This window comes from Streptomyces sp. NPDC030840, assembly GCF_055572015.1.
Genome location: NZ_JBVIEE010000006.1, coordinates 1 through 15,775, shown reverse-complemented (window position 1 = coordinate 15,775; position 15,775 = coordinate 1). Strand labels below are relative to the sequence as shown.

Below are 15,775 nucleotides of genomic sequence, written 5' to 3'. Positions count from 1 at the left end.
CGCGTCGACGCCGCAGTCACCGTGTGCGTGTCCGACCCGCTCGACCCCGCGAAGTCACCGTCACCGCTGTACGTCGCCGTCACCGCGTACGGACTGCCCGAAGCACTGGTGTACGTGTGAGTGGCCGTCGCACTACCACCCGCCACCGGCACCGACACCGTCGGACTACCATCACCGAAATCGAACGTCACCGTCCCCGTCGGAGACCCCGCACCCGGCGACACCGGTGCCACCGTGGCCGTGAACGTCACCTGCTGACCCACCACCGACGGATCCGGCGACGACGACACCGACGTCGTCGTCGACGCCGCAGTCACCGTGTGCGTGTCGGACCCGGTGGAGGAGGCGAAGTTGCTGTCCCCGCCGTAGGAGGCGGTGATGGTGAACGGGCTGCCGGTCGTGGAGGTGTAGGTGTGCGTCACCGTCGCCACGCCGCCCACGAGGGTCACCGTCTGGGACGGGCTGCCGTCGCCGAAGTTGAGGGTGACGCTTCCCGTGGGTGTGCCGGCGCCCGGTGCGCTCGGTGCCACCGTGGTGGTGATGGTCACCGGCTGGCCCACCACCGACGGATCCGGCGACGAGACCACCGTCGTGGTCGTCGACGCCGGCAGCACGGTCTGGGTGTCGGTGTCCGCGGAGCCGGAGAAGTTGGTGTTCCCGGCGTAGGTCGCGGTGACCGTGAACGGGCTGCCGGTCGTGGAGGTGTAGGTGTGCGTCACCGTCGCCACGCCGCCCACCAGAGTGCCGCTCTGGGTCGGCGATCCGTCACCGAAGTCGAAGGTGACCGTGCCCGCAGGCGTCCCGGCCCCCGGCGCGACCGGTGCCACCGTGGCCGTGAACGTCACCTGCTGACCCACCACCGACGGATCCGGCGACGAGACCACCGTCGTGGTGGTCGACGCCGGCTGCACGGTCTGGCTGTCCGTGCCCGAGGACGAGAGGAAGCTTCCGTCGCCGCTGTAGGTGGCCGTCACGGTGAACGGGCTGCCGGTGGTGGTGCTGTAGACATGCGTGGTGGTGGCGGTGGCGCCGGCCAGCGGCACGGTCACCGGCGGCGACCCGTCCCCGAAGGTGAACGTGACGGTGCCCGTGGGCGACCCCGCGCCCGGCGAGACCGGCAGCACCGTCGCGGCGATGGTCACCGGCTGGCCCACCACCGACGGGTCCGGAGAGGAGACCACCGTCGTGGTCGTCGACGCCGGCAGCACGGTCTGGGTGTCCGTGCCGGTGGAGGGTTTGAAGTTGAGGTTCCCGCTGTAGGTCGCGGTGACGGTGTACGGGCTGCCGGTGGCGCCGGCGTACGGGTGGGTGACCGTGGCCACACCTCCCACCAGGGCAACCGTCACCGGCGGTGAGCCGTCGCCGAAGGTGAAGGTCACCGTTCCGGTGGGTGTGCCGCCCGCGGGGGGCACCGGTGCCACGGTGGCGGTGAAGGTCACCGGCTGGCCCGTCACCGACGGGTCCGGCGAGGAGGTCACGGTGGTCGTGGTGGACGCCTTGTCGTTGACCGTGTGCGTGTCCGTCCCGCTCGACGGCTGGAAGTTGGCGTCCCCGCTGTAGACCGCGGTGATCGAGTGCGGGCCGACGCTCATGGCGTTCGTGGTGACCGTCGCCGTTCCCCCTGACAGCGGCGCCGTCAGGATCGGCCCCCCGCTGATGAAGAAGGTGACCGTGCCCGTCGGCGTGCCCGTTCCCGGCGCGACCGGCGCCACCGTCGCCGTGATCGTCACCGTCTGACCGAAGGTCGACGGATCCGGCGAGGAGGTCACCGTCGTCGTGGTGGACGCCTTGATGACCACCAGGACCGTGGTACCGGTCGACGAGGTGAAGTTGCCGTCACCGCTGTAGGTGGCGGTGACCGGATGGTTCCCGACTGACAGGTTGCTGACCGTCGCTGTCGCGGTACCGCCCACGACGGGCGCCGTCACGGTCGGCCCGCCGCTGACGGTGAAGGTGACCGTCCCGGTCGGAGTCCCCGGCCCGAGCGGGATGACAGTCGCGGTCAGCGTCACCGGCTGCCCGACGACTGAGGGATTGGGTGATGCGGTGACTGTGGTTACGGTTCCAGGCATGGATCAGCCCTCCATGAGGGGGTCTGGGTTGGTTGAGGCCGCTTCCCGCCCCCACAACACGACTGGGGGCCGCTTCGGAGGACGACGGGTGCTGGGCACCACAGAACGTCGTCCCCGACACAGAGATGGGCGGCCCCGGTCGGTTACATCAGTACGCTCCCGGCATCAGCCACCACGCCAGACCCCTGACGCCCGAATCCCCCGAACAGCGGAGCGCACGCGCGGCGTGAGCGGCGCGGAGACCGCTTGCGACACCGGCGCGCGACGATCGCTGTGCGCTGGGCGGTGAGGGGAAAACAGCACAACGCGCCGGTCGGGAAACTACCGCGGCAGGCTGACGAACGCGCGAGGCCGGGCCCCTGATCGCGGGCGTGGAAAGCCGCCCGCGATACCGCGCAAGGACCAGCGGGCGAAGAGCGACTGCTACCTGCGGGGACTGATGATGGACGGCCGCCGCAAGTCCATCCAGGCCATGGCCTCGCGACTGCCGGACGACAATGAGCAGAACCTGCAGCAGTTCGTGAACCAGTCCACCTGGGATCCGCTACCGGTGCGCCGGCGGATAGCCGAGCGGCTGGTGCCGCGGATCGGCCCGGACGCCTGGGCGGTCGATGACGTGTCCTTCCCCAAGGACGGACGGATGTCGGTCGGCGTCGCCCACCAGTACTGCAGCGCCTTGGGCAAGCAGGCCGACTGCCAGGTCGCCGTCAGCGTGCACGCGGTCTCCGACACGGCCTCCTGCCCGCTGAGCTGGCGGCTGTTCCTGCCCAAGGAGTGGGCCAAGGACACCGTCCGGCGACGGCGGACCGGCGTCCCCAAGGACGTCGGGCACCGGGAGAAGTGGCGCCTGGCACCGGACGCCCTGGACGAACTGGCCGGGTGGGGACTGGTGCCGCCGGTCGTGGTGGCGGATGCCGGCTACGGCCAGAAGCTGACTTCCGCGCTGGCCTGGCCGACCGGCAGATCCCGTATGCGGTCGGCATCCGTGGTGATCTGAGCGTCCAGCCGCATGACGCGCACCCCGCCGCCCCGCCTTCTGCGGCACCGGACGCCCGCCGGTGCCCCGTTACCGGCAGCCACCGCTGCCCGTGGCTGAACTCGCTGCGGCCGCCGGACGGGACGCCTTCCAGGAGGTGACCTGGCGGGAAGGCTCCCGCGGCCCGATGGCCTCCCGCTTCCTCCCCCGTCGCAGTCGCCGGCCAGTACCGCGAACGGAAGCTGCGTGATGCGGTAGTTCAGGTGCGGATGGATGCCGACGAGCACCTGGAAGTGGAGGCCACCCGTGTCCGCATCGGCGGGAGCAATCGCCGATGCGGACGGGGCGTGGGCCGTGAAGGCTCCACCAAGCCATCGCGACGCCCACATCCGAGACACCCAGAGCGGCGCGAACTCGGCCCGGACGGAGGCTGCCGACTGTTGTGCACGCACTGACACTTCGGTCCGCATCGTCGACTTCGATCTGCCGGCCGACCGTCCCTCATGGGTGACTTTCCTTGCGACGGCCCTGCACGGGAGGCGTATCCACCCCTGCAGACGTCACAAGGCGCTCGGGGTTGCGAGTCGCACCCGCCTTGGGCGCGATGGCATCGAACCAGCGTAGGGAGCGGTTCCGCTCGCCAGGGCGGGCAGCGAGCGGTGCCGACGAGGCGGCCCGCGGCCCTGCAGACCGAGCTCGGTCATGATCTCGGCGGCGGTGTTCTGTGGATGAGATCCCGGGCGGCGCGTTGAACGGCGTGATCACCTCGATCGCGGAGGGCAGGACGAGGCCCGTCATCGTGGAGCGCTTTGTGGTGGAAGCGCTCACGATCTGGCAAGCACAGCACAGGTCGTGGTGGAGGACCACGGACAGGCGACGCTCGATCAGCGGGCGGAGGTCGTCGTGGTCAGGTCGTGGGCGATTAACACCGCTCACTCGCCTTACTGATCGTCCGCGCCGGCGGCCCGGCCGCGACTCAGTGTCGAGCCCCTTCAGCGTCGGCTCGCGGATGTAGTGCGCTCAGTCTCCGCCGTTACTGCGACAGGGTTCTCAGGGTTTCAGCTCTCCCGGCCACAGGTACTCGTCCGCGGGAACCCCCTCGTCGTGGAACCAGGCCTTGAAGAAACCGGTGAGGTCCTGGCCGCTGGTCTTTGCGGCGAAGGACTCGAAGTCGGGCCAACTTGCGTACCTGCCGCGCTGCTTCTGCGGCCACTGCTTGATGATCCGGTTGAACGCGGCGTCGCCGACCTGACGGCGCAGTGCGTGGAGCGCGAGCGGTCCCTTGGTGTAGATATTGATCCCCGCCGCGCTGCCGGGCTGGTAGAGCCTCTGCCACCAGTCGGCGTCGTCCTTGTGCTCCTCCGCCTGCTCGCGGTAGCGGGAGTCGAGATCGGCGCGGTCCTTCTCCTCGTCCCACAGCCAGGTGGCGTACGAGGCGAGACACTCGTTCAGGCAGGAGTCCTCGCTGCCGGCGATGGTCACCGCGTTCGCGTACCACTCGTGGGCCTGCTCGTGGACGACCTGGTCGAGGGTCATGAACTCGGCGTTGCCTGCGCCGAGATAGACGGGCCGGGTCGCCGGCGCGGTTCCGGGCCCGTCGTCATTCACGTTGACGAAGACGTTGCCGGCCGAGGAGTAGGGGTACGGGCCGAACTTGTCCGAGAGGAAGTCGATGATCTCCGGGAGACGGTCGGCCAGGGGCTTGGTCGACTCCCTGAGTCCCGGTGCGTACGCGTTGACCACGGGCGTGCCGTCGGGCAGTTGCGATCGCTCGACGGTCAGGCGGTCGATGGTCACCGCGACCTGGGCGGGGTCGACGGCAGGTTCCGACCAGCGGAACGTGGTGTCCGACGCAGCGGACGGCCGACTCTCCCGCCCGATGGACACCACTGCCCAGCCCTTGGGCACGGTCGCCGTGAGGCGGAAGTCCGCCTTGTCGTGGGCGCCCTCATGGGTGGGGAACCACGCGCTGGCGTTGCCGATCGTCGCGCTCGCGCCGCCCGACTCGGTGGGCAGCCACCCCGGCCCGGGACTGCCGTCGTATTCGACGCGCACGCGGAAAGCGGCGCCCTCGGGGATCGTCTTCGTCGGTTCGACGGTGACCTTGTCGCCCTCCGTGGCGAACAGCGCCTTCTTCGAGTCGACTTCGACCGCCCGGACCTGGGGTCCGTCGAGCGTGAGGGTGAGGCTGTCCAGGGCACTCGTCGCCTTGGCGCTGATTACGGTGACGGCGTTCAGTTTCCCTCCGCCCGCCTCGTAGTCCATGGTGACGTCGTAGTCGGTGACGTCGTAGCCGGTGACGCCGGAGGTCTTACCCGCCTCCGAGGGGCCAAAGGCGCTGTCCTTGCTCTGGGCGCCGACGGCCGTGCCGGTCACCGCCACGGCACCGGCCAGCGCGAGCACGGCCAGGCCCGCTTGCCGCCTCCTGCGCCGGCCGTCGCGGGCGTGCCGCCGAGGCACGGCTGCGGCGTGGGGGGTACTGACTGAGTCCTGGTTCGAGATGCGTTCCATGACCATCACCGTCGCCGCGGGGTGTCCAACCCACGTCTCCGCAATGTCGCGTTCATGTCGCAGATCGCCGCGATCGCCGAGGTCGCCGGTGGATGCCCTTGCGGAAAGTCACAATGATCGGATGTCAGCAATTCTGCTCATCGAGGACGATCCCAGGGTCAGGCGCGGGCTCCAGCTCGCGCTGGGCCGGCACGGCCACGACGTGCTCACGGCGGACTCCGGCGAGGAAGGGCTGCGTCAGCTGGTCGACTCCGGTCCCGATCTCGTGGTCCTGGATCTGATGCTGCCCGGGATGGACGGCTTCGAGGTCTGCCGCCGTATCCGGTCGTCGGGCGTGGTCCCGGTGATCATGCTGACCGCACTCGGCGACGACTTCGATGTGGTCACCGGCCTGGCCGCCGGAGCGGACGACTACGTCATCAAACCGGTCCAGCCCACGGTGCTCGACGCCCGCATCCGCGCCGTGCTGCGCCGCAGCGGCGGCGTTGCTGACGGCGTACGCACCTTCCGCGACCTGCGGATCGACACGGCCGGGCTGACGGTCTACCTGCACGGCGCCCCGGTGCCGCTGGCCCCGACCGAGCTGCGGCTGTTGCTGACGCTCTCCCAGGCTCCGGGCCGGGTCTTCACCCGGCAGCAGTTGCTGGAACAGGTGTGGGAGCACGACTACCTCGGTGACTCCCGGCTGGTCGACAACTGCGTCCAACGCCTGCGGGCCAAAATCGAGGAAAATCCCGCGGCTCCCGAATACGTGCAGACCGTGCGCGGATTCGGCTACCGGTACGGCCCCGCATGAGGGGACCGCAGTGGCTGCGTGGGCTGCGTGCCCGGCTGCTCGTCGCGTTCGTGCTGGTGACGATGGTCGGCGCCGCCGTGGCCGCGTGGTCCGGTGCCCGGTCGGCGAGCAGCGCGCTCGTCACCTCCAGCGAGCAGCGGTTCACCGAGACCGTCACCGGGCGGGTCGAAGCGGTCACACCGGAGCTGACGTATCCACCAGGCCAGGACGCGCTCGACCGGCTGCGTGCAGCCGTCGGGCCCGACACTCTCGTGACCTACCGCGCCCTGCGGTCGGCCGACGGGCCCACAGCCGGCCTCGTGACCGACGAAGCACGCTCCGCCGTCAACGCCGAGGGCCGTCTGGTCACCCAGAGGATCAAGACCGCCGGCCGGACGCGGCTGCTGGTCGGCATGCCCGTCGTCATCACCGCTCCGGACGGAACGCGGACCCCCTCGGGTATCGAGGTGTACGCCGTGCTTGACCTCGGCGGCATCGAGCGACAGATCGACGATTTGACCGGTTCCGCCGCCCGGACCGCCTCGCTGGCGCTGCCGCTCACGGCGCTGCTGGCACTGCTCGCCGCGCGCAGCGTACTGCGACCGGTGCGCGAACTGCGCGATACCGCACGCCGCTTGGCGGGCGGCGACCTCGACGCGCGGTCGCCGCGAGTCGGCGCCGACGAACTGGCTCAGTTGAGCGTGACCGTGAACGAGATGGCCGAGTCCTTGCAGCAGTCGATGAACACGATGGCGCGCATGCAGGCCGACGCCAAGAGGTTCGCCGCCGACGTCTCCCACGAACTGCGCACGCCGCTGAGTACCCTGACGGCCGTCGTGGAGGTGCTGGCGACCACGACCGACCACCGACTGGATCCCGACGCACAGGAGTCCGCGCAGCTGGCGATCGACGAGACCCACCGGCTTGTCCGTCTCGTCGAGGACCTGATGGAGGTCTCCCGCTTCGACGCCGGTACCGCGCGGCTGCGGATGGAGGACGTCGACCTGGCCGCCGCCGTGCACGACTGCCTGCGCGCGCGAGGCTGGCTCGACTCCGTCGACGTCGTGGCGCCCGAGCGGATCTGCCTGCGCCTGGACCGCCGCCGGGTCGACGTCGTCATGGCGAACCTCGTCGGCAACGCCCTGCGGCACGGCGCCCCTCCGGTGCGGGTACACCTCGCCGCCTACTCCGGGTACGTCACGGCCACCGTCACCGACGCCGGCCCCGGGCTGCCCGCGGACGTTCTGCCGCGCGTCTTCAACCGCTTCTACAAGGCCGACACCGCTCGCTCCCGAACCCCCGGCAGCGGGCTCGGACTGGCCATAGCCCTGGAGAACGCCCGCCTGCACGGGGGCGACCTCACCGCCGGTCCGGCGGCCGAGGGCGGCGCGTGCTTCACACTGACACTGCCCCGAGGCCGGGAGGAGCAGTGAGACGGATCTGGTGGGTGCTGCTGCCCGTACTGCTCACGGGCTGCGGCATCCAGCCCTCCCAAGTGGCCGACGCGGGCGAGCCGCCGACCGGTGTCGCTCCCGGCGTGACGCTCTACTTCGTCGGCGCCGAAGGTGAACTCGAGCCCCGGCCACGTCGGACCGGGCGGCTGGGCACGATCTCCGATGCGGTGTCACTGCTGCTGAGAGGCCCGGGCGATTCGGGGCTGCGCACGGAGATCGCCCCGACAGCGACGACGCAGGTGGTGGTGACCACCACCTCGGCGACCATCCGGCTCATGGTGCCGTTCACCATCGATGAGGTGACCGCGCGCGGCATCGACCAGATCGTGTGCACGGCGCTGGGCGTGCACGTGCAAAGTGGCGGGTCGAAGGAGACGAAGGTGCAGGTCCAGTTCGTCCAGCCGACGCCGGAGTCGGCGGAGAAGCGGGCCTGCCCGCTCTTCCCTTGACTGCTCTGCTTGGTGAATTTCGCGAAGCGCAGGGAGCTGTGAACTTCACATCACCGCCGTGGAACCTTCGCTCGCCGTCCACCCTCTTCTCAGGCGATCAAGTGATCAGCGGCCGTCAACGGTGATGGCCGCGCAGAGATGAGAAGAGCAGCGCCCCGAACCGCTGTGGGGGAACGGACGGAGTGCTGCGCATGGGTGAGAGATCTGTTCGGCGTGGTCGGACGGCGGAACGTTTGGCAAGGGGCCGGGGTACGAGTCGGCGTGCGCTCCTGTTCGGGGGAGCCGTCGCCGCGGTAGCCACCGCCGCGGGCTGTGGGCCCGCCCGTTTCGCCGGAGGCACCACCGTGCCCTCACAGTCGCGTCGTGGCCTGGTGATGCAGGTCCTCGCCCACCCGGACGACGATCTGTACTTCATGAACCCGGACACCCAGCACGCCATCTCGACCGGCGTCCCGCTCGTCTGTGTGTACGTCACCGCGGGCGAGGCCAACGGGAGGAACAAGTACCCCGGCAACCGTGGACCGTTCGCGGACAAGGCCGCGTACTCCTCCGCCCGCCACCAGGGTCTCCGGCAGGCTTACGCCGTCCAGCTCGGGATGCCGATCTTCGCCCCGTGGAAGAGGAGCGTGCTCGACCTCGAGGGCGGTCACCGCGCCGAGGTCAACACCCTCACCCGCCAGGGCCGCAGCGTGCAGCTGGTGTATCTGAACCTGGCCATGCACACCGCCCTCGGGCACATGGGCCCGCCCGCGCTGTGGCGGGAGCCCGGCATCCGGCTGCGTACCGTCATCGCCGATGGATCGCCGCTGCAGACGGCGCAGTCGTACGACTACGACGAGTTGGTCAGCGTCCTGGTCGGCCTCTTCGAGCGCTACCGCCCGACTCTCGTCCACACCCTCGACCCAGACCCCGACATCCAACGCGGCACCCGGCAGCAGGCGATCCGCAACTCCGAGCAGATCGGCTTCTCCGACCACGCGGACCACACCGCGGTGGCGGAGTTCACCTGGGCCGCGCTCGCCCGCTGGGCGCAGTCCTCGTCCGACGGCCCACGCCCGTTCGTGGCCACCGCCTTCCGCGGCTACTACAACCACCACTGGCCCGAGAACCTCCCGACCGAGGTGCTGCACGAGAAGGCCGCGCACCTGGTCCCTTACGGCGGCGACCGGTCCTGGCAGTGCGGCAACCCGGGCGGCTGCGGTGACTACAACGTCGGCGGGGACAGGCCGCTGCGCAGTTTCAAGGGCTGGGTGCGGTCCACGCACTACCGGTATCCAGGGCCCCGTCTGGCGCTCGCGGAGGGGTCCGACAGGCGGCTCGTCGCGTACGGCGTGCTCGGGATGCGGGCCGTGCGGTGGCGGGAGGAGGCGGGCGGCGGCTTCGGCACTCCGGTGGACCTCGGCGGCGGCCCTCTCGCCCCCGGCCTCGGCTCGGCCGTCCTGCGCGACGGCAGGCAGCTGCTGTTCGGGCTGCGGCTGGCCGCCATCGCCGGGCGGAGCGAACCCAACGTGCGCGAGATCGTGGTCCTCGAAGAGGCCTCCCCCGGTGGCGCGTTCAAGGCGTGGAGCGGGCTCGGCAACCCCGAGCGCGACCCGGGCCGCGGCCGGCGGGTCGGCATCCCCGTGGCGGTGACAGCGAAGGACGGCTCGGTCCATCTCTTCGTACGCAACGCAGGGCAGGGCATCAGCACCCGGGTGCGGGGCGTGGGCGGCGTGTGGTCGGACTGGCGCGACCTGGGTGGCGGTCAGGTCCAGGACGGGCTGACCGCGGTCGTCGGCACCGACGGCGAGGTGCACGTCTACGCGCCGGGCCGGGACACGGTCCACCACTGGACGCCGGACGGTCCGGCCCCGCTGACGGGACTCGCCGTCCCGGCCGACGCGATCGCCGCCGCAGGCGACCGCCTCTACTACCGAGCCCCCGTCTCCGCCTCCCTGATCTCCGCGTCCCACTCCCCCGTCGAAGCGGCGTCGCACCCCGTCACCTTCCCCGGCTACGGCCCGGTGTCCGCGGCCGGCGACTGTCTGCTGGGGCGGGGCCTCGACGGGCGTCTGCAGATGCGCAACGAGGACCGGATCATCCGGATGCCCGGCACGACGGTCAGCATCGACGGCCCCGTACTCCGCATCACCCCGACCGGCCCGGCCGCCGCGGGCCTCTCCCCCGAGGGCCGCCCCTGGCTGTGGCGCCCGAAGAGCAGCCGCCGGACGGGCAGCGCGGCCCCTACCGTCTAGCTGTATTGACCTGAAGCGTTGTTCACGCGGCTGATGGGTGGCTGGCCTCCGAGTGCGGTGTGGCAGCGGTGGTGATTGTAGGTGTGCAGGAAGTCTGTCAGGGCGTCGGTGCGTTCGGTTTGCTGGTGTAGGGCCGCAGATACGCCCATTCGTCGAGCGGGGTGCGGTTGAAGCGTTCGACTTTGCCGTTGGTCTGCGGCCGGTAGGCGCGGGTGAGCAGGCCCGAGGAGATCTCCTACTACATCGCCTACTGCCCGGCCGACACCACGCTGGACGAGCTGATCCGTATCGCGGGCAGCCGGTGGGCCGTGGAGGAATGCTTCCAGAGCGCGAAGCAGGAATGCGGCCTGGACGACTACCAGGTCCGCCGCTACCCGGGCCGGCACCGCCACATGACGTTGGCCATGGCCGCCCACGCCTGCCTGACCGTCCTGCGGGCCCGAGAGCTGGACACGGAAAAAGCAGAAACGGATCCTCCCGGCTCATCCACCTCAGCCTCGCCGAGATCAGACGCCTGATCACCCGCCCCACCGACCGTCGCCCCACCCCGGTCGACGACATTCTGCACTGGTCACACTGGCGACGACGCCGCCGGCACCAAGCCCGCATCAGCCACTACAAACGACGCGGACACAGCCCTGGAACTGCCCAGCAATCAGAACAAGCACCGTTGCGGTACTAGGTGGCGCCCGGCCGCGCCAACGGCGGCCGAGCACGCGTACCGGTACTCAGTCCCCCGCGTACGTCTCGCGCAGCTCCACCTTCCGCACCTTCCCCGACACGGTCATCGGGAAGGAGTCGAGGATGCGCAGCCGGCTCGGCACCTTGTAGTGCGCCAACTGCCCGTCGCAGAAGGCGCGGAGCTCCTCCAGGGTCAGCGGGTCCGCCGGGTCGCGCGGGATCACGCAGGCGAGCACCTCCTCGCCGTACCGTTCGTGCGGCACGCCCACCACCTGCACGTCGGCGATCTTGGGGTGCGCGTACAGGAACTCCTCGATCTCGCGCGGGTAGATGTTCTCCCCACCCCGGATGATCATGTCCTTGATGCGGCCGACGATCTCGACGTACCCGTCCTCGCGCATCACGGCCAGGTCCCCCGTGTGCATCCAGCGCCCGGAATCGATGGACTCCGCGGTCTTCTCGGGCTCGTCCCAGTAACCGAGCATCACGCTGTAGCCCCGGGTGCACAGCTCACCCGCCGTGCCGCGCGGCTGGGTCACACCGTTCACCGGGTCGACGACCTTCACCTCGACGTGCGGGAGGACGCGGCCGACGGTGCCGGTGCGGTGCTCCAGGTCGTCGTCGCGCCGGGTCTGCGTGGAGACGGGCGAGGTCTCCGTCATTCCGTAGCAGATCGACACCTCTGCCATGTGCATCTCGGTGACCACCCGCTTCATCACCTCCACCGGGCAGGGCGAGCCCGCCATGATGCCGGTCCTCAGCGACGACAGGTCGTACGAGGCGAACTCGGGGAGGTTGAGCTCCGCGATGAACATGGTCGGCACGCCGTACAGGGAGGTGCAGCGCTCCCGCTGGACGGCCTCCAGTGTGGCCTTCGGGTCGAAGGAGGGGGCCGGGATCACGATGCAGGCGCCGTGGGACGTGGCGGCCAGATTGCCCATGACCATGCCGAAGCAGTGGTAGAAGGGCACGGGAACGCACACCCGGTCCTGCTCCGTGTAGGCGATCATCTCGCCCACGAAGTAGCCGTTGTTGAGGATGTTGTGGTGGGAGAGAGTGGCCCCCTTGGGGAAGCCCGTCGTACCCGACGTGTACTGGATGTTGATCGGGTCGTCGCAGGACAGCTCCTCGTACGGAACGGGCGTTCCGCGCGCGATCAGCGCCTCCCAGCTCGGGTCCCCGATGAAGACGGTCTCCCTCAACCGCAGGCAGTTTCCCCGGACTTGCTCGATCATCGCCCGGTAGTCGCTCGTCTTGTGTGTGACGGACGCGAAGAGGAAGGAGATGCCGGCCTGGCCCAGGACGTACTCGACCTCATGGGTGCGGTAGGCCGGGTTGATGTTCACCATGATCGCGCCGATGCGGGCGGTGGCGTACTGGACGAGGACCCACTCGGGGCAGTTGACCGCCCAGATGCCCACCCGGTCCCCCTTGGTGACCCCACTCGCGAGCAGCGCGTACGCCAACTCGTCGACGTCGGTGGCGAACCGGGCGTAGGTCCAGCGCCGGCCCGAGGGCACGTCGACCAGTGCCTCACGGTCCGGCCAGGCCGCGACGGCCCGGTCCAGACTGGCCCCGATCGTGTCCCCGAGCAGGGCCGTGTCGCTCGTCCCGTGTGCGTACGACAGGGATGGGGTCACCGGCGGTCGTGAGGTCGTCGTCACCGGAAGTCCTCCTCGCGGTACTCGGCGTCGGAGCCCGCGGCCGTTGCCTCGCGCAGCTCGATGCGGCGGATCTTGCCCGACACGGTCTTCGGGAGCGGGGCGAACTCCAGGCGGCGGACGCGTTTGAAGGGCGCGAGGGTCTCGCGCGAGTGCTCGAAGAGGACCTTGGCCGTGTCCGGGCCCGGCTCCCAGCCGTCGGCCAGCACGATGTACGCCTTCGGCACCGCGAGCCGTACCTCGTCCGGCGCGGGCACCACGGCCGCCTCCGCGACGGCCTCGTGCTCCAGCAGCGCGCTCTCCAGCTCGAACGGCGAGATCTTGTAGTCGGAGGCCTTGAACACGTCGTCGGCGCGCCCCACGTACGTGATGTAGCCGTCGGCGTCGCGGGCGCCGATGTCGCCGGTGCGGTAGTAGCCGCCGGCCATCGCCTCGGCCGTACGGTCCGGGTCGCCGTGGTAGCCGGTCATCACGCCGACGGGCCGGCCGTGCAGGTCGAGCGCGATCTCACCCTCGTCGGCGCCCGGCGCCCCGGAGACAGGGTCGAGGAGTACGACCTTGAAGCCCGGACTGGGCCGTCCCATCGAGCCGGCCCTCAGCTCCTGTCCGGGGCTGTTGGACACCTGCACGGCCGTCTCCGTCTGCCCGAAACCGTCCCGGATGGTCACTCCCCAGGCGCGGCGCACCTGCTCGATGACCTCCGGGTTGAGGGGTTCGCCGGCGGCGAGGGCTTCGCGGGGCGGGGTGCGCAGGGCGGTGAGGTCGGCCTGGATGAGCATGCGCCAGACGGTGGGCGGGGCACAGAAGGTGGTGACGCCCGCGCGGTCCATCTCCGCCATCAGCCGCGGCGCGTCGAAACGTGTGTAGTTGTGGATGAAGACGGTCGCCTCGGCGTTCCAGGGGGCGAAGAGGTTGGACCAGGCGTGCTTGGCCCAGCCGGGTGAGGAGATGTTCAGGTGGACGTCGCCGGGCTTGAGGCCGATCCAGTACATCGTCGCCAGGTGGCCGATGGGGTACGACACATGGGTGTGCTCCACGAGCTTCGGGCGGGCGGTGGTGCCCGAGGTGAAGTAGAGCATCAGCGGGTCGCTCGCGTTGGTGAGCCCGAGGGGGGTGAAGTCGGGCGACGCGCCGTACGCCTCCTCGTAGGCCTGCCAGCCGTCCGGCGCGCCCCCGACCGCGATCCGCGTGTACCGCCCGGGCACCTCGTCGAACTTCCCGGTGTCCTCGGCGCGGACGACGACGTGCCGTACGCGGCCGCGCTCGACGCGGTCGGTGAGGTCGGCGGTGCCGAGCAGGGGTGTGGCGGGGATGACGACGGCGCCCAGCTTCATCGCGGCGAGGGCGGTCTCCCACAGCTCCACCTGGTTGCCGAGCATGACGAGGACGCGGTGGTCGCGGCGTACGCCTCGGGAGCGCAGCCAGGTGGCGGTGCGGGCCGAGCGCTCGGACATCTCGGCGAAGGAGACACGGGTCTCGGTGCCGTCCTCCTCGACGATGTGCAGGGCCGTGCGGTCGTTTCCGCGTGCGATCACGTCGAACCAGTCGAGGGCCCAATTGAAGTAGTCGGGGCGGGGCCAGACGAAGTCCCGGTACGCCGTGGCGTAGTCCTCGCGGTGCGCCAGCAGGAAGTCCCGTGCTGCCCGGAACGTGTCCGTGGCGCTCGTCGTGGTCGCCATGTGTCCTCCTCATTGCCGGACAGTCCTCTGGCATCGTGTAATGCGTGATGCGGGTCTCACTACCCCCGAACGGGGGGTGTGGAGCCGCGGAGGAGGGGCGAGCGGGTGGTGGCGGAGGCAGCAGGGGCGCGTGAGTTGCGAGGTGCGCTGGTTCGGCTGCGGCACACGACGGGGCTGCCGGTCGCGTTCGGCGGCCTGGTCGAGTCGACGTACCGGCAGCTGCGCATCAGCGAACTCAACGGCAATCTGACCACCGCGCTCCAGGCCCTGGCCGTCTCGTCCGGCAACGGCCTCGGCGGCAAGGCGGTGGCACTCGCCCGGCCCTGCGCGGTGACGGACTACTCGTCGTCGCGCCGGATCAGCCACGAGTACGACGCGGCGGTCGCGGCGGAGGGACTCAAGGCCGTGGTGGCGGTGCCTGTGGTCGTACGGCGCCGGGTGCGGGGTGTTCTGTACGGGGCGCTGCGGACGGCGCGGCCGCTGGGGGACCGCACGCTGGCGGCGGTGGTGGACGCGGCGCGGGACGTGGAGCACGCGCTGGTCGTCCGGGACGAGGCGCGGAGCCTGCTGGCCGCGTCCCGGGAGCCGGAGACTTCGTCGGGTGCGGCCTCCGGTGCGGCGTGGGAGGAGGTCCGCGAGGCGCACGGGGCGCTGCGGGCGCTGGTGCCGCGGATCCAGGACCCGGGGCTGCGGGAGGAGTTGCTGGAGGCGTGCGGGCGGCTGGAGCAGGCGGTCTCGGCTGAGCCCTCGGCGCGCGACCTCGGTCTGACGCCCCGTGAGGTGGACGTGCTGGCCTGTGTCGCTCTCGGCGCCACGAACGCGGTGGCCGCGGAGCGGTTGGGGCTGCGGCCGGAGACGGTGAAGGGGTACCTCCGCTCGGCGATGCGCAAGCTGTCCGCGCACACGCGGATGGAGGCGGTGGTGGCTGCGCGGCGGGCGGGCCTGCTGCCGTAGCCTCCGGCGGTTGGGCGGGTTCGGCGGGTGCCCCGTGGGGGCGGTGGGTGCGTGCGGGTTCGTCGGGGCCTGGTTCTGCGTGTCTCGTCAGGGCGGTGGGTGCGTGCGGGCTCGTTGTGGCTGGTCGCGCAGTTCCCCGCGCCCCTTGGTGGTGGGGGCGGGCCGCCGCGGGTCCGTGCCGCCGCGTGGCCGGGCGTCGGCGTCTGCCCCACGGGGCGGTGGGGGCGTGCGCGTTCGTTGTGGCTGGTCGCGCAGTTCCCCGCGCCCCTTGGTGGTGGGGGCGGGCCGCCGCGGGTCCGTGCCGCCGCGTGGCCGGGCGTCGGCGTCTG

Annotated in this window: 9 protein-coding genes and 4 pseudogenes; 7 read left to right on the top strand and 6 right to left on the bottom strand. The window is 70.7% G+C overall.

All coding sequences use genetic code 11. The features are described 5' to 3' along the window. Positions 1-2,072: beta strand repeat-containing protein (locus ACZ49J_RS15235; protein ID WP_468349175.1), on the bottom strand; the 2,072-nt coding region annotated here is incomplete at its 3' end. Between the two features lie 385 nt (positions 2,073-2,457). Between ACZ49J_RS15235 and ACZ49J_RS15230 the strand changes: the two are divergent. Next, positions 2,458-3,268, top strand: a pseudogene (locus ACZ49J_RS15230) (IS701 family transposase); the annotation flags it as partial. Positions 3,269-4,098: 830 nt separating this feature from the next. Here the strand turns inward: ACZ49J_RS15230 and ACZ49J_RS15225 are convergent. Further along, positions 4,099-5,559 (bottom strand): M1 family metallopeptidase, encoded by a 1,461-nt coding sequence (locus ACZ49J_RS15225; RefSeq protein WP_467453238.1) that lies wholly within the window; start codon positions 5,557-5,559, stop codon positions 4,099-4,101. A 121-nt stretch (positions 5,560-5,680) separates the two neighbouring features. On the opposite strand from ACZ49J_RS15225, the gene ACZ49J_RS15220 reads away from it, so the two are divergent. The 4 genes from ACZ49J_RS15220 to ACZ49J_RS15205 all read left to right on the top strand — a co-directional run bounded on the left by ACZ49J_RS15220 (position 5,681) and on the right by ACZ49J_RS15205 (position 10,471). Further along, positions 5,681-6,355: a response regulator gene (locus ACZ49J_RS15220; RefSeq protein ID WP_467453239.1), complete on the top strand. Its 675-nt coding sequence runs from the start codon at positions 5,681-5,683 to the stop codon at positions 6,353-6,355. Then, positions 6,352-7,767, top strand: coding sequence for an ATP-binding protein (locus tag ACZ49J_RS15215; RefSeq protein WP_467453240.1), 1,416 nt, complete (start codon positions 6,352-6,354; stop codon positions 7,765-7,767). The genes ACZ49J_RS15220 and ACZ49J_RS15215 overlap by 4 nt, the downstream gene beginning before the upstream one ends. After that, on the top strand, positions 7,764-8,237 hold the full coding sequence (locus ACZ49J_RS15210; protein ID WP_467453241.1) for a hypothetical protein: 474 nt from the start codon (positions 7,764-7,766) through the stop codon (positions 8,235-8,237). The genes ACZ49J_RS15215 and ACZ49J_RS15210 overlap by 4 nt, the downstream gene beginning before the upstream one ends. A 191-nt stretch (positions 8,238-8,428) precedes the next feature. Continuing rightward, on the top strand, positions 8,429-10,471 hold the full coding sequence (locus ACZ49J_RS15205) for a PIG-L family deacetylase (protein ID WP_467453243.1): 2,043 nt from the start codon (positions 8,429-8,431) through the stop codon (positions 10,469-10,471). On the opposite strand, the pseudogene ACZ49J_RS15200 reads toward ACZ49J_RS15205, so the two are convergent. Further along, positions 10,468-10,685 (bottom strand): annotated as a pseudogene (locus ACZ49J_RS15200) (integrase core domain-containing protein); the annotation flags it as partial. The gene ACZ49J_RS15205 and the pseudogene ACZ49J_RS15200 sit on opposite strands and share 4 nt — an antisense overlap. Here ACZ49J_RS15200 and ACZ49J_RS15195 point away from each other — a divergent pair. Beyond that, positions 10,684-10,989: pseudogene (locus ACZ49J_RS15195) on the top strand (IS701 family transposase); the annotation flags it as partial. The pseudogenes ACZ49J_RS15200 and ACZ49J_RS15195 sit on opposite strands and share 2 nt — an antisense overlap. Positions 10,990-11,199: 210 nt before the next feature. Here the strand turns inward: ACZ49J_RS15195 and ACZ49J_RS15190 are convergent. Next, the gene (locus tag ACZ49J_RS15190; RefSeq protein ID WP_467453267.1) at positions 11,200-12,792 is read right to left on the bottom strand and encodes an AMP-binding protein; all 1,593 of its coding nucleotides are present in this window, start codon (positions 12,790-12,792) and stop codon (positions 11,200-11,202) included. 20 nt (positions 12,793-12,812) lie between these two features. Next, positions 12,813-14,492 carry an AMP-binding protein gene (locus ACZ49J_RS15185; protein ID WP_467453245.1) on the bottom strand — a complete coding sequence of 560 codons (1,680 nt, stop codon included), beginning with the start codon at positions 14,490-14,492 and terminating at the stop codon, positions 12,813-12,815. Positions 14,493-14,597: 105 nt separating this feature from the next. Here ACZ49J_RS15185 and ACZ49J_RS15180 point away from each other — a divergent pair, with 105 nt between their 5' ends. Next, on the top strand, positions 14,598-15,446 hold the full coding sequence (locus ACZ49J_RS15180) for a response regulator transcription factor (protein ID WP_467453246.1): 849 nt from the start codon (positions 14,598-14,600) through the stop codon (positions 15,444-15,446). Between the two features lie 87 nt (positions 15,447-15,533). Here ACZ49J_RS15180 and ACZ49J_RS15175 read toward each other — a convergent pair. After that, positions 15,534-15,775 (bottom strand): annotated as a pseudogene (locus ACZ49J_RS15175) (hypothetical protein); the annotation flags it as partial.